This window comes from Alistipes indistinctus YIT 12060, from assembly GCF_025144995.1.
GTDB classification, from domain to species: Bacteria; Bacteroidota; Bacteroidia; order Bacteroidales; family Rikenellaceae; genus Alistipes_A; species Alistipes_A indistinctus.
In genome coordinates this window covers 978,533-996,390 of the sequence record NZ_CP102250.1, presented here as the reverse complement: position 1 = coordinate 996,390, position 17,858 = coordinate 978,533, and the positions used below count along the sequence as shown (strand labels likewise).

9 protein-coding genes are annotated in these 17,858 nt (G+C 54.5%); 2 read left to right on the top strand and 7 right to left on the bottom strand.

Annotated features, from left to right (window positions below; genetic code table 11):
• The 7 genes from NQ495_RS04355 to NQ495_RS04325 form a co-directional block, all read right to left on the bottom strand.
• Positions 1-2,361, bottom strand: a complete 2,361-nt coding sequence (locus tag NQ495_RS04355) for an ABC transporter permease (RefSeq protein ID WP_009134176.1) — start codon at positions 2,359-2,361, stop codon at positions 1-3.
• Positions 2,362-2,411: 50 nt separating this feature from the next.
• Positions 2,412-4,766, bottom strand: a complete 2,355-nt coding sequence (locus tag NQ495_RS04350; RefSeq protein ID WP_009134177.1) for an ABC transporter permease — start codon at positions 4,764-4,766, stop codon at positions 2,412-2,414.
• Positions 4,767-4,808: 42 nt separating this feature from the next.
• Positions 4,809-7,187, bottom strand: a complete 2,379-nt coding sequence (locus NQ495_RS04345) for an ABC transporter permease (protein ID WP_009134178.1) — start codon at positions 7,185-7,187, stop codon at positions 4,809-4,811.
• A gap of 58 nt (positions 7,188-7,245) precedes the next feature.
• The gene (locus tag NQ495_RS04340) at positions 7,246-9,609 is read right to left on the bottom strand and encodes an ABC transporter permease (protein WP_009134179.1); all 2,364 of its coding nucleotides are present in this window, start codon (positions 9,607-9,609) and stop codon (positions 7,246-7,248) included.
• 58 nt (positions 9,610-9,667) lie between these two features.
• Positions 9,668-11,998, bottom strand: coding sequence for an ABC transporter permease (locus NQ495_RS04335; RefSeq protein ID WP_009134180.1), 2,331 nt, complete (start codon positions 11,996-11,998; stop codon positions 9,668-9,670).
• A gap of 172 nt (positions 11,999-12,170) precedes the next feature.
• Positions 12,171-13,421 carry an efflux RND transporter periplasmic adaptor subunit gene (locus tag NQ495_RS04330; protein ID WP_009134181.1) on the bottom strand — a complete coding sequence of 417 codons (1,251 nt, stop codon included), beginning with the start codon at positions 13,419-13,421 and terminating at the stop codon, positions 12,171-12,173.
• 91 nt (positions 13,422-13,512) lie between these two features.
• Positions 13,513-14,874, bottom strand: a complete 1,362-nt coding sequence (locus NQ495_RS04325) for a TolC family protein (protein WP_009134182.1) — start codon at positions 14,872-14,874, stop codon at positions 13,513-13,515.
• 276 nt (positions 14,875-15,150) lie between these two features.
• Between NQ495_RS04325 and NQ495_RS04320 the strand changes: the two genes are divergently transcribed.
• A complete protein-coding gene (locus NQ495_RS04320; protein WP_009134183.1) occupies positions 15,151-16,509 on the top strand; it encodes a sigma-54-dependent transcriptional regulator in 1,359 nt (452 codons plus the stop codon).
• A 2-nt stretch (positions 16,510-16,511) separates the two neighbouring features.
• The gene (locus tag NQ495_RS04315; protein WP_009134184.1) at positions 16,512-17,822 is read left to right on the top strand and encodes a sensor histidine kinase; all 1,311 of its coding nucleotides are present in this window, start codon (positions 16,512-16,514) and stop codon (positions 17,820-17,822) included.
• Positions 17,823-17,858: the final 36 nt, after the last annotated feature.

The following is a 17,858-nucleotide window of genomic DNA, read 5'->3' as shown; positions in this document are numbered from 1 at the left end:
CTATTCGCTTTTAACGGCGTTTGCCGGGTTTTCTGTTGCGGCCTTATAACTTTGCAGCGTGACGGTCAGCAGCGTAATCGACAGCACGATCAGCAAGGCCGCTGCGAACACCCAGATGTGGACGGGGGTACGGGATGCGAAATTCTTGAGCCAGAGTGATACCTCATAATAGGCTATCGGTGCGGCGATTACGAAGCAGACGGCAATGATGCGTACATAGGTCTTGTTGAACATCGCGAGGATTTCGCCGACCGTCGCGCCGAACACTTTGCGCACCCCGATTTCTCCCCGTCGGTACTGCGTGTCGAAAATGACCAGCCCGAAGACTCCGATAATCGAGATGATGATGGCCAGCAGACTGAACAGCGTGATCTGACGGTCGAGGCGCAGTTCGTTTTTGTAGAGCGTGTCGAGTACGTTGTCGAAAAACCGCACGTCGGTCGGGTAGGCCGGGTCGAGTGACGCGACCGTTTTTTTGATCTGTTCGACGGCTACCGGCAGGTCGGTCCCGGGCCGGAGCCGGACATAACAGACGTAGAGCGGCATTTTGTATTTGAATATATCGGGTTGGAGCACGAATACCTGCGCTTCGATCGGTTTGCGCATCGAAGTGTAGTTGATATCGTCGATGATCCCGACCACTTCCATGTTCCGTCGTATAATGTCTCCGAGTTCCAGGCCGTATTCCTGCTGCATCGTGCGGTTGATGACCAGCGTGCCTTCCGAGTCCGGTTTGAGCAGATCGGATTCGCTGAAGTCCCGGCCTTCGGCGATATGGATGCGCATGAATTTCAGAAAATCGGGCGAAACGGGGAATGCGTTAAAGTGGACGTCTCCGTCTTTATACCCTCTTCCCCAGCCCATGTAGTCGTCGGAGCCGCCCAATAGTTGGTGAGCGAACGTTACATCCTCCACAGCCGCATATTCTTTGAGCCGGTTGGACAGTACTTCGGTTTGTGTTTTGGCTATTTCCGGGCTTAGCCCTACGACGGCTATGTTGTCGCGGTCGTATCCGGCCGGTGTGGTTTTCATGTAACGGGTCTGTAACTTGACGAACAGCAGCGAGATAATCAGGATGATCGAAACGATGAACTGGATCGAAATCAGAACGGTGCGAAGTTTTCGCCCTTTGGGGGAGAGGCCGAAAGAGCCTTTCAGCACCAGCGCGGGCGGGAACGAAGTGATGTACCAGGCCGGGTAGGAGCCTGCAATGAAACCGATCGCCAGCGCGACGCCGGCCGTCAGTAACAGCAGGTGCCCATTGGCCTGTAGGGTCATATCGGCCGTAATGAGCGTAGCGAACGAGGAGACGGAGAGCAGGTAAACAATAATCAGGGCGATCAGGTATGCGATCAGGCTGATCCCGACCGCCTCGAGGATCAATCCCCAGCGCAGATGACTGTTGGGGCTGCCCAGCACTTTTTGCGTATTGATGCTCTTGATCCGCATCGGGGTCAGTGCCGTGGCGAAATTGACGAAATTGATCGCTGCGATGGCGATTACCAGGAAGGCCACGATCAGCAACAGCCGAGTCTGGCTCCGGTCACCGTTCGTTTCCGGGCTCATGCCGTCCACGTCGTTCGAGTAGAAAACATCCGAGAGCAAGTTCAGGCGGTAGTCGGTAGCGTAGTGGTCGGGATTGTCCTGTTTGCGGACATAATTTTGCCGGTGGTTCTCCACGACCGCCTCTTTGTTGGCCGGATCGTCCAGCAGGATATAGGCCTTGTAACTCCAGTTGCCCCAATCGTTCGTAGCTCCTGGTCCGAAATTGTAATAAAAACCATTTTTGAGTTGGCTGTTCCGGGGAAAGTCCCGGTAAACACCTCCGACCGTGAAGGTCGTTCCGGCGTAGGTGAATTGTTTGTCGAGGGCCGGTTCCGTACCGTACAACCGTTCCGCCATACTGCTGGATATAAGTGCATAGGCGGGTTTGCGCAGTACCGAAGTATCCCCTTCGATCATTTTGAAGTCGAAAATCTGCACGATCTCGGGGAAGCAGGGCAGTGAATATTCGAAGAAACCTGTTTTCGCCCCGTTGCGTTCTACCGTGATGTATTGCTGTCCCCAATCGGAAACCAGTGTGCCGGTTCGGATGTGTGGCGAGGAACGGATGAATTCGTCGATCACGGGGCGGGAATGCGTGCTTGCGAAGTAAGCCCGTTCATGGTCGGTGTCGAGTCCTTCGAGCCGGTAAATGCGGTCGGCCTTCGAGTGGAATTTGTCGAATCCCCGTTCGTAGTTCACCTGCATCAGGATAACGGTGAATGCGGCGAAAGCGACTGCCAAACCCAGGATGTTGAGCGTACTGGCCAGGCGAAAACGTTTGAGCAGTGTTGAAAAGTTGCGAATAATCAGTTTCATGTCCTTGCGATGGTATTTGAAGATAGGAATATTCCCGGATTGTTTTATATTTAGTCTGTTTTGATGGATTGAGCGGGGTTTTCGGTCGCAGCTTTATAGCTTTGCAGCGTGACGGTGAGGATAGTGACAGCCAGTACGACCAGCAGCGCTACGGCAAAAACCCAGATGCGGATGGGGGGTTGGTAGGCGAAATTTTGCAGCCAGAGTTTTATTTCGTACCACGCTACCGGTACGGCGATTACGAAGCAGACGGCAACAATGTAGAGATAAGTCCTGTTGAACATCGTGAGGATTTCTCCGACTGTCGCGCCGAATACCTTGCGGATCCCGATCTCCTTGCGGCGGTATTGCGTGTCGAAGATGACGAGCCCGAAAACGCCAATCATCGAAATGAGAATCGCCAGCAGGCTGAATAGGGTAATTTGTCGGTTCAGTTTGATTTCACCCTGGTACAGTGCATTCAACACATTGTCGAAGAACTCCACGTTCACCGGGTAGGCCGGGTCGATGGCGTGGATCGACTGGTTGATGTGTCCGACCGCAGCCTTAAGGTCGGTGCCGGCTTTGATTTTCACATAACAGAAATTCAATACCTGGGAACTTTTTGTTGAGACCAGCATCAGGGCAAACGGATCGACCGGTTTCCTCAGCGAGGTGAAATGCATGTCGGCAGAGGTTCCTACGATGTCCGCGACAAATCCGTCTGCAAGGCGCTTCCCGGGGATAAGTTGGGGATTCCCCAGGACCATTTTTTGATTGCAGATCAGGGTGGCCGCATCCTGCTTGCGGGCGTCGACATCGGTGAAATTCCGGCCGTCGATGATCGGGATGCTCATCGTCGTCAGGAAGTTATGGGAGACGGCCATAATGCCGAAATGGATGTTTATCCCTTGATCCATAATGCCTTGAACACCGTAATCGTCCGAATTGCACAACTTTTTGTTTGCGTAACTGACATGTGTAATGCCCGGGAACGATTCGAGCCTGTCGGTCAGTGCCTCGCGGTGGTTGCGGTAAATATCGGGGCTGATTTCCGTGATGGCGATGTTGTCTTTGTCGAATCCCAGCGGGGTGGTTTGCATGTAACGGGTTTGTATCTTGACGAACAGCAGTGAGATAATCAGGACGATCGATACGATGAACTGGATGGAAATCAAAACGGTTCGCAATCGTTTCCCTTTTGGCGAAAGCCCGAAAGAACCTTTCAGTACCAGGGCCGGCGGAAAGGAAGTAATGTACCAGGCCGGATAGAGTCCGGCGATCAGGCCCGCCAGCAATGCGCCTGCGGCGACATAAGCTGCCAGCGGCAGGTTGGCCGTGAGGGCCATGTCCGCCGAGATCAGGTCGGCATAAGAGGTCAATGACAGCACATGGACGATAACCAGTGCGACCAGATAAGCGATCAGGCTCAGCCCGACGGCTTCGAAAATAAGTCCGGCACGCAGGATTCCCGTGGAACAGCCCAACACCTTTTGTGTGTTGATGCTCTTGATGCGCATCGGAGCGAGTGCCGTGGTGAAGTTGATGAAGTTGATCGCTGCGATGGCGATTACCAGGAACGCCACGATCAGCAGCAGGCGTGTCTGCGCTTTGTCCCCATGCGTTTGCGGGGTCATGTCTTCGGAGTCGTTCGTGTAATAAACGTCGGAGAGCAGCGTTAACCGGTAGTCTTTTTGCCGTTGGTCGGGATGGGGTGCCACATAGTTCTTCATGTAGTTGTCCACAACTTGCTGCTTGTTTGCGGCCCTGTCGAGCAGGATGTATCCCTTGAATGCCCACATGCCCCGCTGGTTGGCGAACCGCTTGCCCATGTTGCGGTACAGCGCATTGTGGATTTGGGTGTTGCGCGGGAAATCCCGGTAGACGCCCCCGACGGTCAGGCGCTCCGATCCGTAAGTAATTTGCGCTCCATAGGCCGGTCGGTGGCCGAACATCCTGCGGGCCATGCTTTGGGGAATGAGGACCTGATCCGGAGTGCGCAGGGCGGTGGTATCTCCTTCGAGCATGGCAAAATCGAAAATTTGCGCCAGCTCCGGGGTGCAGAGTACCATCTGCTCGCGCATTCCCGTCGGGTGGTCACCCTGTTTCACGGTCAGGTAAACCTCATCCTGGTCTTCGGTCAGCGCTCCGGCTGCGATGTGCGGCGAAGAGGCGGCGAACTCTTCGATTTGCGGGCGCGACAGGATACAGGCATATAAGGTACGTCCCGCCTCTTCGTCCTGCGCTTCCAGGCGGTAAATACGTTCCGCTTTCGAGTGGAACTTATCGAAACTCTGTTCATAGCGAACCTGCATCAGGAGAATGAGGAAAGCCGCGAAAGCCGTTGACAGCCCCAGGACGTTGAGGATGCTTGCCGTTTTGAAGCGTTTGAGGATGGTTATAAAGTTTCGCAGAATCAGTTGCATAACTTGGCGTAGTATAGTGTGTGGACGGATTTTGGTGTCTGTTTATTCGGCTTTGATCGCGTTGACGGGATTTTCGGTTGCGATGCGCCAGGACTGGAGGATGACGCAGCCTGTGACGATCAGCAGCATGAAAAGAATTCCGGCGAGGAATATCCACGCCGACAGCGCGATCTTTTCGGGGAATTGTTCGAGCCATTTCCTTGCGGCCAGGTACGCGAGCGCACCTCCGGCCAGGGCGCCGGTCAGGGCCAACAGGCAGACTTCGCGTGTCAGCATGCCGATGATCTGTCCTGCAGTCGCACCGTTCACCTTGCGCAAGGCGATCTCCTTGCTGCGCCGCACGGTCTCGTCGCGAACGTAACCGATCAGGCCGATAACCGAAATGATCAGCGTGATGATTCCCCCGATGAGAACCGAATTGCGGTACAGCCGCGAATCGTTATAGAGATAGGCTATCTCCGCTTTATATGGAATCACGACGATGTCTTTCCCGGTCAACGTGCGGGTCAGCAGGTCGCTTACCCGCCGGATGTTTTCCTGCGACATTTCGTACAGCCGGATCAGGATAAAGCGCTGCGGCTGATTGCTGTACACGAGGATTGACGGGTCGTCGTGCAGGCCGCTCCCCCCGATTCGAATGTCGTCGTATACTCCGGTAATCAGTACGTTGCCGTGTTGGGTCATCCGGACGGTTTTGCCTGTGACGCCGTTTTTCCAGCCCGAAACGGTCACCATTTTGTCGGCCCACGCGCGGCTGACCATGATCGAAGGAGATTTGTAGCTGCCTGATTCGAATCTCCGGCCGTCGATGATCGGGATGTTCATCGTCGCGAAATAGGCCGTGTCCACTTCCGAAAGATCCGAAAAATTGAAAGCCTTTTTGTCGTCGTAGAAGGCATTGTTACCTCCCGACCCGAATACGGGCAATGCGTCGGCTGAGGAGACCCGTTCGACGCACGGCAGGCGCCTGAGCTCTTCGATCGCTTTGGCGCGGGCTGCCGGGGCGACGCCTTCGGTTTGGCAATAGAGCAGCCGGTCGAAGGAGTAGCCCGGATTGTCGTTCACCAGCATATGATATTGCCGTACGATGATAATCAACAGGATGGTCAGCAGTGTGCAGGCCGTGAACTGGACGAGCAGTAGGGCCCGTTTCCAGTGTCGCTTCGATTTGCTGTAGCGCCGGAAGGCCGTTGCCACCGGAATGCGGGAGAAGAGGCTGGAGGGAATCAGGCCTGTGATGATGAATACGATCAGACATACTCCCGTCAGGATTACTCCGCTGCTCCACGAAAGGAGGCTTGAAATCCGGACGTTCAGCAACTCTTCAGCCGTCGTCCGGAATGCGATGACGAACAGAACCGCTATGCCCAGCGACAGGAACAGGTGCAATAACGTTTCGGTCAGGATCGATCCCGAGATATTGCGGCCCGAGGCTCCGTAACACTTTTGGATGGCCACCTGCTTGCTGCGCCCTACCATCGACGAGATGACGATCAGGATGTAATTCATCACGGCTGTGAACAACAGCGCGAAAGCCAGCAGAGCTAGCATTACGCTCATCCGCCCGGTGGCCGGATCGCTGCTGTGCAATCCGGTCAGCGGTTGTAATGTGTAAGATACTTGGTAACCGGCTTTTTGCAGGGATTCTGTGTCCAGGTATTTTCCTTTGGCTTTCTCTATGGCCGGCGTTATGCTTTCGGGGCTGGCACTGGGATGCAATTTGACGAAACTGCCGTAGCGCTCGTTGCCTATCCAATTGTCGGTTCCGTCCCAGAAAAACTTGGAAATAGAGGCTAGTGAGACGATCGCATCGTATTGGATGTGGCTGTTTTCGGGCATCTCTTCAAATATCCCACCTATGATGATCGTGTTGTTCGGGTAGCTGTCCAGCCGGATGTTTTTCCCCACGACGTTTTCTCCGTGCCCGATACTGCGGGCCAGCGTTTCCGAAACGAGCGCGTACATCGGCCGGGCGAGCACCTCTTTGGCGTTTCCGATCAGCATAGGGCGTGGCAGCACGTCGAAGAAGCAGGAGTCCGCCATGATGAATTTCCCGGAGCGACGCTCTTCGTCTTCGGTGAAAAAGACATCCTCTTTGTCTGAGAAATTGAAAACGGTAAACCGGGTGGCCGCTTCGATCGCCGGAATTTCGGTTTTCAGGCCCGGAGCGACTCCGCCGCTGGTATAACCGGAAAGCATCAGAGAGGGTTCGCCGCCCTCTTCGCCGGGCATCGAATAGTTCCCGTATATGCGGTAAATCCGGTCGGCGGCCGGATAGAAATCGTCGTAGGTCTGTTCGAAGTAGATTTTGGCGATCAGCACCAATCCTACCGCCAGGCCGACGCCCAGCGAGAGGATTTTAATCCCGTTGCTTCGTCCTTTTTTGAAAAGGCTCCGGTATGCCAGGGTGATGTTTTTCATTAGGTGTATGCTTAGGGGATATGGTTTTTCATGCGTTAGGTTTACAGGAGTCTGTTTGTTATTCCGATTTGATCGCTTTGGCCGGGTTTTCGGTTGCGATACGCCAGGACTGCAGTGTGACGCAGACAAATATGGTCAGTATAGTGAAAAGGATGCCTGCGAGGAACATCCACGGTGACAGCGTGATTTTTTCCGGGTACTGTTCGAGCCAGCTTTTCCCTGCCAGGTAGGCGAACCCGGCGCCGAGCAGCGTGGCGGGAAGGGCGAGATATCCGATCTCCCGCGAAAGGAGCGCGATAACTTGCGCAGCCGTGGCGCCGTTCACTTTGCGGATCGCTATCTCTTTGCTGCGGCGGTTCGTTTCGTCACGCACATAGCCGATCAGTCCGATCAGCGCGATCAGCAGCGTGATGATTCCCCCGATCATCACGGTATTGCGCATCAGGCGGGAGTCGTTGTACAGGTAAGCCATTTCGGCCTTATAGGGTATGACCACGATATCCTTGTCGGGCAGCATTCGCTTTAGTACGTCGCTTACCTGCCGGATGGCCTGCGGGGTGAGCGATTGCAGCCGGATGACGATGTAGCGGCTCGACCAATTGGTATGATACATGATCGTCGGATGTTCGTCCATTCTGTTTTTGCCGGTGCGGATGTCTTCGTAGACGCCATAGACCGTGGCAGGGGTGTAGTTGTTTATCTCGAACATTTTTCCGACCACTCCGTCGTGCCATCCGGCGGTCAGGGCCAGTTTTTCCGCAAACGAACGGCTCACCATGACAGAAAATGTTTTGGGCGCACTGGCCTCGAACATCTTCCCGTCGATGATTTTTATCCCCATCGTCCGGACGAAACCCGTGTCCACCATGTCGAGATCTTCAAAATTGAAAAGGGTGCGACCGTTCAGTGTGGCATCATTTCCATTGTTTCCGGTCAGGACAGGCAGTAGGGAACAAGACCCTACCTCTTCGGCTTCCGGCAGCCTGCGCAGTTCCTCCAGCGCTTTTATCCTGTCGGATGTTTTCGCTCCGTCGGTGGTGCAATAGACCACCCGTTCGTAGTTGTATCCCGGTCGGTCGTTGACCATCCGGTCGTACTGCCTGCTGATGATGATCAGCAGGATAATCAGGAAAGTGGCGGCCATGAATTGAATGAAAAGCAATATCCGTTTCCATATTTTCCGGGATTGCGTGGAGCGGCGGAAAGCGGTCGATACTGGAATCCGGGAAAAAAGGCCCGAAGGAATCAGGCCGGTTACAACGAATACCGACAGGCAAACCGCCAGTAGGATCGCGAGGCTGGTTCCCGTAAAAAGGGACGACAGCGAAGCGGAGAGCAGCTCTTCCGTCATGCCTCTGAACAGAGTCAGCAATAAAACGGTCAGCAGCAGCGCGAGTCCTATGTGCAACAATGTTTCGGTCAGGATCAGTCCCGTGATGTTTTTGCCTTGTGCCCCGTAACATTTCTGGATGGCGATTTCCCGGCTGCGTCCCATCATCGATGAGACGATGATCAGGATGTAGTTCATCATGGCGGTAAACAGCAGCGCAAAAGCCAGCATGCCGAGCAGGACGCTCATGTGGCGCACACCGGGGGACTGCTTGTGAATGTCGGTCAGCGGGAGAAGGTAGTAGCACAGTTCGGTGCCTCTTTCTTTGAGTTTTGCCTCATCGAGATGTTTTTCGACACACCGGCGGATTGCTGGACCGACGGTTTCGTATCGCACGCCGGGGCGTAGTTTCACGTAAGCATGGTAGCGGTCATTAGCATACCAGTTGTCTGTACCGTCCCAGATAAATTTTGCGATCGAACTCATCGAAATGATGACGTCGTAGGAAATCTGGCTGTTTTCGGGAATGTCTTTGAAGACCCCGCCTACGGTCAGTTCCACGTCCGCATAATTGTCCAGCCGGAGGGTCATGCCCACCGGGTCGCCGCCTTTGTTCAGGCTGCGGGCCAGCGATTCGGAAACCAGTACGTATTGCGGACGGCTCAGCACTTCCTTTGCATTGCCGCTTATCATCGGGCGCGGCAGGACGTCGAACAGGCATGAATCTGCCAGAATTACTTTCCCGGTGTGGCGTTGCCTGTCGGCAGTAAAAATGACGAAGCGAGTGTTGTCTTCTTCCAGAGGAGTAAACCGGGTTGCCGCTTCGATTTCCGGAATGTCGTTCTTCAACCCCGGAGCTATGCCTCCCGGCACGGTTCCTCCCTCTAGTTTCTCGCCGTTTACCGAGAAATTCTCTTGAATTTTGCAGATTCGGTCGGCATCGGGATAGAAAGTGTCGTAGGTCTGTTCGAAGTAGATTTTGGCGGTCAGCACCAATCCTACCGCCAGACCGACGCCCAGCGACAGAATTTTGATTCCGTTGTTTTGTCCTCTTTTAAAAAGGTTCCGTCGGGCCAGGGTTATATTTCTCATGCGGTAAAAAGATTGAAGTTCGGTGAACGGTTCGTTTGGGTCGTTATCGTTGGTGCTCTTATTCGGTGCGGATCATTTTGATCGGATCGCCGTGGGCGGATCGGTGGGTTTGCCAGAGCGCCACGCAGGCGACGATTACTGCGACGAACAGCGCGCCTACGGCGAAAATCCACCAGTGGAGCGTAATCCGGTCGTTGAACCGCATCAGCCACTCGCGGCTGAAGAGGTAGGCGGAGGTTATGCCCAGCAGGATGGCCGGCAGCGTGATCACCGACAGGTCGTGCAGGATCAGTCGCTGGATATCGCGGGCGGTGGCGCCGTTGACTTTGCGGATGGCGATCTCTTTGGTGCGTCGCCGGATTTCGTCGTTGACGTAGCCGATCAGCCCCATCAGCGCGATAATCAGCGTCGCCAGCGAGACAGTCGTTACCGTGTTGCGAAAGGCCCGTTCGTAATGGCGTTCCACGGTCAGTTGCTCGTCGAAAATCTGGAATTTGAACCGGACTTGCGGCGTAACTTGTTTGAGTTTGGCTTCGACGGCCCGGATCGATCGGCTGTTCATCTCCCGCAGCCGGATCGAGAGCACGAGGTTGTCGAAGTTTTGGTTGCCTTGCAACGAGAGAAAGTGTAACTGCATGGGGGGGACTTCTGCATTGACGGCTTTGATTTTGAAATCGCGGATTACGCCGATCACCGTCATCGGCGAACCGAAGTTATAAGTAATTTTTCCTACGGGATCGTCTGTCCACCCTTGTAGTTTAGCATACAGTTCATTGACGATCACCTGATCGTAGGGCGTGCCGTCGGTGAAATTACGGCCTGCGACCAACTCGATACCCATCGTGGCCAGGTATCCTGTGTCGACCATATCCGTACGGGACGAGAACAGCGTATTGTTCGTTGCACCCTCGGTACAGAGAGTGCCGTTGTAAAATTTGTTAAGAGGCACGTTAAGGCTCATCCCGATCCATTCCACTTCGGGCAGTGACCGCAGCGCTTCGCGGTATAGGTTTGCGGTACGGCTGTCCGTTTTAAGTTCTGTGTAGATAAGCCGGTCGTGTTGGTAGCCCATGTCGAGCGAAACCATGTGCCGGAATTGCAGTCCGGTGATCAGTACGAATACCGTGACGAAACTGACGCAGATCAGTTCTATGGCCAGCAGCAATTGCTTCCACCGCCGCCGGTTGCCCGAACAGTTGCGGAACGCGGCCTGTACCGATACCGAAGCGAACAACAGTGCGGGGATCAGGCTCGAGAGCAGGAATACCAGCAGGATGACCGACAGCGGGGCCCAGATGCGTGCCGGGGCGAACAGCACTGAAACCGGGATGCCGGTGAGCGTTTCTACCTGGGCACGCATTGCGTAGATCAGGACGGTCGCCAGCAGCAGCGCCGCACTGACCAGCAGGGCTGTCTCGTAAAGCGAAATGGCCAGGATGTCGCCTCTTCCGGCACCGTTGCATTTAAGCGTCCCGATCGTCTTGCTGCGGCGTACCAGCATCGATACGGAGATCAGCACATAGTTCATCGACGAAACGAAAATAATCAGTAGCGCGAGAATGCCTATTATCAGTGCCATGCGTACCGTATTGCCGTCGACGAGGTTGGTGGAGGTGACGGGAACGAAAAAGAAACGCGGAAGACCTTGCTGGATGGCATCGACCATGAAATCGGGCGCTCCGTGCCGGATGAAAAAAGCGTTCAGTTCCGGTTCAATTGTGCGGGGATCGGTCCCGGGTTGCATTTTGATGTAAGTATCGAAACCATCGCCGTTATTCCAGCTGATCTCAGAGTCGTTTTCCGATAGGATCGCTTCCAATGGCCACAAAGTACTGTTGTGGGGTATATCCTTGAAAACTCCGCTGACCGTTACGGGTCGTTTGTTTTGATATCTTAGCTCTTTGCCGACCGGGTCCTCCCGCCCGAACAGCCGACGGGCGAAACTCTCCGAGATCATCACTTTGTCCTTGCCGGCAAGTGCTCGGTGGGGGTCACCGCTTATGACCCCGAGGTCGAGCACATCGAAAAACGATGTATCGGCAACGACCAGGTTGGCTTCGAAGTCGCGTTTGTCCGATTCGAACGGCACGGCGCCTTCGCGCCGAAACCTGGTGGCGGTTTCTATTTGCGGGAAGTCCGCCTTCAGGGCCGGTGCGACCGTTCCGAATGTTGTGTCGAAATTGCCTTTCTGTCCGTCAACATCGTAGTATACCCAAAATTGATAGACGCGCTCTTTATCCGGTAGGAAAGAATTGTACGACAGGTCGAATACGATGAATGAGAAAGCGAGCAGCCCTAATGCCAGCCCCAGCGTGATCGAAACGACCCGGGAGATGTTGCCGCGCAATGATTTGAGCGAATACCGGAGCGCAAAAAACAGGTTTTTCATCGGATTGGTGTTAAATGTAAGGTGAGTAGTAGTGTTTTGTAGCGGTAGTTGTAGTAGTGTCGTGTTTGATTCTGGTGGGGTGTGTCTTGTCTTGTCTTGTCTTGTGCTCCGAAGATATACTCCCGTTGCCGGAGACGATCTGCCGCTCTGGCAACGAGAGCCTCTCTGTGTGCTATTTCAGCACCAGCATTTCGTTGTCGCCGAAAGTGTCGTAGCCCGATACGATCACTTTCTCGCCAGCCTGAAGTCCTTCGACCACTTCGTAATATTGCGGATTTTGACGCCCGATACGGATCGTGCGGCGGTATGCCCGGCTGCCGTCTTCGGTTACCACATAAATCCAGTTGCCGCCCGTCTTCTGATAGAACGCGCCGCGCGGGATCAGAATTGCGTCGGAAGGTTGACCGAGCTCGAGGTTAATGTAGTAGGTCTGGCCGGTGCGGATGTTGTCGGGACGTTTCGAAGTAAAGGTGAAGTCGGTTTTGAACTGACCTTCCTTGACATCGGGGTACACCTTGCTGACGACCAGGTCGTACCGGGCATCCTGCCGTTCGAACGATGCGGGCAGTCCGCTGCGCACGCGGTCGATATAGTGCTCGTCGATCAGCGCTTCGATCTTGTAGTCCGACAGGTCGTTGATTTGACCGATCTTGACCGTATTGGAAACTGATTGACCCAGCTCTGCGTCGAGCGTTCCGAGTTGGCCGTCGATCGGCGATTTAACGTTGAGATTGTCCATCCGTTGACGGATCAGCATCATATTTTGCCGCATGCTCTGCAGGTTCTCTTCGAGGCTTTCGATCTGGGTGGTGCGGTAGATCGAGTCCTGCTTTTGGCGCTCCTGTACCACATGGCGCGTTTCGAGCGCCAGCTCGTAATCTTCTTTGGCCTGAAGGTAGTCTTCGCGTGCGATCAGTTTTTCCTTGTAAAGCCGTTCGTTCTGGCGGTATTTGCGCTCTTTGCGTTGCACGTCGATGTTCAGGCTTAGGCGTTCTTTCTGCAGGTCGAGCTTCTGCTGTTCCATCGACACCATCGTATTGCGCAGGAAGTTGTCTTTTTCGGCCAGGTCGGCCTCGCTTTGCAGGATCGCGATGCTGAGCGAAGAGTTGCTCAGCCGGACGATCACCTGGCCCTTATGTACCATAGCTCCCTCTTCGACGAGCTTTTCTTCCACCATGCCGCTCTCGAGCGGACTGAGTTGAATGGTCGTGACCGGCTGTACTTGTCCGTTCACGCGTACGTAGTCGTTGAACTGTCCTTGCTGTGCGGGTTCGATTGTCAGCAGCCTTTTGTCGACTTTTAGCGTCGAAAGGTGGTTGCCGAAAATCAGCCAGATAACCAGTATCAGCGCCAGCGCTCCGCCGGCCAGGTAAGGGATGTATTTCTTTTTGATCCAACGTTTGTTTTCGATGACTCTGTCCATATCCGTATGTCTGAATGATTCTTGTTCTTATCGTGTTTCGGGCGGTGTATCCGTTTGTCGCAGGTTCTGTTTTAATTCCGTACAGGTTGTGTTAATAGTCCTGTTCGAGGTAGGGAGTACCCTTGTAGTAATCGACCACACGTTTTTTGATCAGGTATTGCAGCAGTGCGTTGAGTTTCGCGGCTTTTGCCACGAGTAACTGGTTCGAAGAGGTTTGCAGGTCGATGACGCTGGCGAGCCCCTCTTCGTATTTCCTGCGCATGGCTTTGTATGCCATCTCCTGGGCGATTACTTGTTTGGTGCATTGTATGTATTCTTTGGCGGTTCCTTCCATATCCTGTACGGCGCGTTGGATTTCGCTTTCGATCTCGTGCAGCGTTTGTTTTTGTTCCTGATCGCTTATTTTCATCAGGTTGCGTTGTTTGGCGATGGTGATCTGTTGCGAGTAGTTCTTAAAAATAGGAATATTAAGTCCGACACTGACATATTTACCTACCCGGTCTTTGAATTGTTGGCGGAAAGGAGCGTGCTCTACGGCGTTTCCTCCGATTGTCTGGCTGTAACTGGTAGAGACACCGCCGCTGAGTGACAAAGAAGGCAGCAATTGCCATTTGGCTGTCCGGAAGTTGAGCATTGCGGTTTGGAAGTCGAGCTGTGCGATCCGCGCTTTCGGCAGAAAATCGGTGGCCGTCCGGTAGATGCTGTCGGCAGGAACGTGCGGTGCGAGAGGCGCCATTGCCCAGTGCTGTGTGGTATCGAGCGGAAGCGTGTCGCCGATCGGGTAGAACATCGCTTCCTTGAGTTTCAGCATTGCATCGGCGTAAAGGTTTTGCTGCCGGGTGAGATTGAAATCCTCGCTGGCCACTTTAGCCTCGATTTCCAGTACGTCGGCGTTGCCTTTCAGTCCCAACTCCTCCTGTACTTTGGCCTGGTACAGCGTGTTTTTGCTCTCCGCGAGCTGTTCCCCCGCCAGGTTGACCATCCCGCGGTAATAATGTACGTCGGCATAGGCCTGCATCGTTTCGAGCGCGATTTCATCATTGATCAGCTGCATGTTTTCGGCACCCTGCAGCCGGGCTATTTTTGCGATGCGAAGGTTGTTGACTACTTTGAAACCGTTGAACAATGGCAGCGAACCGGAGACGCTGTAAGAGTTATTGAAGTTGTTTTGAGCGGTGTAGGTGTTGGTCTCGGGGTCGAGCGATCGGCCGAAGTTGGCATTGGCTCCTACCGAACCGCTGATGTAAGGCAGAAAATTCATGATCGCTGCGAGGTGATCGCGGTCGGTATTGGCATTCGTCAGCTCCTGTATCTTGCTGCGCGGCGAATGTTCGACCGCATAGGCCATACAGTCGTGCAGCGTCCAGGCTTTGCCCTCATCTGCCGCACGGGCCGGAAGGGTGCCGATTGCCGTGACCAGAGTGATCAAGGGAATGATTCGGGTTCGTGACATTTTTAGTGTAATTTCTGATGTGTTTGGTTCTCTTTTGTGCCAAAAGTATGCCTTGTGGATTAAGTGTTTGTTGTATAGTGTGTTAGTTGCTCGGTTGGTGCGGGTGAGTGTCAATAAATTTGACACTCTTGTATAATTTTTAGACGAACCTGCGTTTTGTAAATGGAGGGTAAAGGTTGTGCGCTTGTTTTCGCAGATGATTTTTTAGGTATATTTGATTTGATATTCGCCGGAATGTCGGCGCGACAGGACCGGTAGTTTTTAAGGAAAAATGAAATGACGGGTAAGGCGGGCAGTATATTGATCGTGGATGACAACAAAAGCATCCTCACGGCGTTGAAACTCTTGCTGGGCAATTATTTCAACAGGGTGGTGACGCTTCCGGCGCCGACCGCGCTGGTTTCGACGCTCCGTTCGGAAAAATTCGACGTGGTGCTGCTCGATATGAACTTTTCGGCCGGTATCAACAACGGCAACGAAGGGCTTTACTGGCTTTCCGAAGTGAAGAAAGAGTCTCCCGCCTCGCAGGTGGTGCTTTTTACAGCCTATGCCGACATCGATCTGGCCGTCAAGGCGATCAAAAAGGGGGCGGTCGATTTCGTTGTGAAGCCCTGGGATAATTCGAAACTGATCGCCACGTTGCAGGCGGCCTATAACCTGAGCATTTCGAAGCAGGAAGTTAAGCAGTTGCGCGAGATTAAGCGTGAATTCCGCAGCGAGGCGTCGATGTTCTGGGGTGATTCCGAGGCTATGCGGACCCTCAGGCAGATGATTGAAAAGGTGGCGCCTACCGATGCCACGATCCTGATTGCGGGGGAAAACGGCACGGGCAAGGATATGCTGGCGCGGGAGATCCATGCGCTTTCCGCGCGGCGGGACGAGTCGCTGGTGAGCGTCGATATGGGGGCCCTGACCGAGACGCTTTTCGAGAGCGAGTTGTTCGGCCATGTCAAGGGGGCTTTTACGGATGCCCGCAGCGACCGGGCCGGCAAATTCGAAGTGGCCTCGGGCGGGACGCTCTTTCTCGACGAGATCGGCAACCTGCCGTACCATTTGCAGTCCAAATTGTTGTCGGTCATCCAGAGCCGTACCGTGACGCGCGTGGGCAGCAATACGCCGGTGCCGGTCGATATCCGGCTGATTTGCGCGACGAACCGTAACCTGCCGGAAATGGTCGCGTCCGGCTCTTTCCGTGAAGACCTTTTTTACAGGATCAATACGATCCATGTGACGCTGCCGCCGCTGCGCGACCGCCCGGAGGACATCCTGCCGCTGGCTGAACGTTTCCTGTCACAATATGCCGCGCGGTACGGCAAGAACATTACCGCGATCGACAGGACTGCGGCCGAGAAGCTGGGCGCCTATCCCTGGTACGGAAATATCCGCGAATTGCAGCATGCAGTGGAGAAAGCGGTGATTCTGTGCGAAGGGGAGCGGTTGCAAGCTGCCGATTTCGTATTGGCGCAGCGCGACGAAACGGTTATGCCGGGCGGCGTCACGACGCTCGAGGAGATGGAATCCTCGCTGATCCGCCGGGCGATGGACCAGCACAAGGGCAATCTGTCGCAGGTGGCCGTACAACTCGGGATTACACGGCAGACACTTTATAACAAAATCAAAAAATACAATCTTTAGGGATGTTCAGGGGAGTGGCCTCGAAGCTGGCGTTGGTGCTGCTGTTGCTGATTGCGGCGACGGTGGGGGCAACCCTGCTGATTATCCACAATCTCTGGTTTTACGGAATCCTGACGGCAGCCGTCGCCTGTTTGTTGTTAGGCGGTGTTTTCCGGCTCTACCGGTCCAATACGCGCAAGATCACGTTTATGTTCAATGCGATCGAAAACAACGACTATGCCTTTCAGTTCACCCGTTACGGCAGTTCGCTTTCGGACGACCTGTTCAACCGGTCGCTCAACCGGATCAAGGAGTTGCTGGTCAAGGCCAAGAACGAGGCGATCGAGCGCGAGAAATATTATGAGCTGATCCTCGAACGGATCATTACCGGCATTGTGGTCGTGAACGAACGGGGCAGCGTCATGCAGACCAATTCCGAGGCGTTGCGTTTGCTGGGGTTGTCGGTTTTTACGCACCTGAGCCAGCTCGACCGGGTTGAGGAGGGGCTGACCGAAAAGTTCCGGGCGCTCGAAGTTGGCGAAGGAACGCGTGTGACGCTGCATCACGAGCGGGGAGAGGTCAATTTGGCGTTGCAGGCTTCTGAGGTGACGATCCGGGGCACGAGGCTGCGTATCATTGCCGTGAACGACATCGACCGTGAGCTGGACGATAAGGAGTTGGAGTCGTGGATACGACTGACGCGCGTGCTGACCCACGAGATTATGAACGCCGTTACGCCGGTGATGTCGCTCAGCGATACGCTCCTCAGGCTGCACGGCAACCGCGATGACGACACCTATCGCGGTCTCGAAGCGATTCATGCGACCAGCAAAAGCCTGATTTCATTCGTCGAGTCTTACCGTAGCTTTACCCGGATTCCCGCGCCGGAGATGGAACTGCTCGACGTGCGCAAATTCCTCGAGCGGATCGTGATGCTGGTCAGCCGCCAGATCGAAGAGCAGCACATTCGTGTCGATATCCGCGTCGAGCCCGAAGATTTGATCCTCTATGCCGATGGCAACCAAATTACGCAGGTGATCCTGAACCTGTTGAAAAATGCCGCCGGTGCGATCGGTACTCGCGAAGGAGGTGTGATCGCGCTTTCGGCTTTCTGCAACGACGAGAAGCATGTGATCGTCGATGTGGCCAACAACGGCGAACCGATTTCGGAAGAGGTGTCCCAGCATATTTTCGTACCCTTCTTTACCACGAAGGAGCATGGATCGGGCATCGGCCTGAGCGTTTCGCGGCAGATCATGCGCCTGCACCGCGGCAGCCTCAAGTTGCAGCATTCGACGCCCCGGGAGACGCGGTTCCGGCTGGTGTTCCGCTAATGTGAAAAATCGGCGGCTCCGGAGGACGGAAGTACC

Excerpts from the sequence above, each read along its gene's own strand:
- NQ495_RS04355 (WP_009134176.1), bottom strand. The coding sequence starts at position 2,361 with ATGAAACTGATTATTCGCAACTTTTCAACACTGCTCAAACGTTTTCGC.
- NQ495_RS04350 (WP_009134177.1), bottom strand. The coding sequence starts at position 4,766 with ATGCAACTGATTCTGCGAAACTTTATAACCATCCTCAAACGCTTCAAA.
- NQ495_RS04345 (WP_009134178.1), bottom strand. The coding sequence starts at position 7,187 with ATGAAAAACATCACCCTGGCATACCGGAGCCTTTTCAAAAAAGGACGA.
- NQ495_RS04340 (WP_009134179.1), bottom strand. The coding sequence starts at position 9,609 with ATGAGAAATATAACCCTGGCCCGACGGAACCTTTTTAAAAGAGGACAA.
- NQ495_RS04335 (WP_009134180.1), bottom strand. The coding sequence starts at position 11,998 with ATGAAAAACCTGTTTTTTGCGCTCCGGTATTCGCTCAAATCATTGCGC.
- NQ495_RS04330 (WP_009134181.1), bottom strand. The coding sequence starts at position 13,421 with ATGGACAGAGTCATCGAAAACAAACGTTGGATCAAAAAGAAATACATC.
- NQ495_RS04325 (WP_009134182.1), bottom strand. The coding sequence starts at position 14,874 with ATGTCACGAACCCGAATCATTCCCTTGATCACTCTGGTCACGGCAATC.
- NQ495_RS04320 (WP_009134183.1), top strand. The coding sequence starts at position 15,151 with ATGACGGGTAAGGCGGGCAGTATATTGATCGTGGATGACAACAAAAGC.
- NQ495_RS04315 (WP_009134184.1), top strand. The coding sequence starts at position 16,512 with ATGTTCAGGGGAGTGGCCTCGAAGCTGGCGTTGGTGCTGCTGTTGCTG.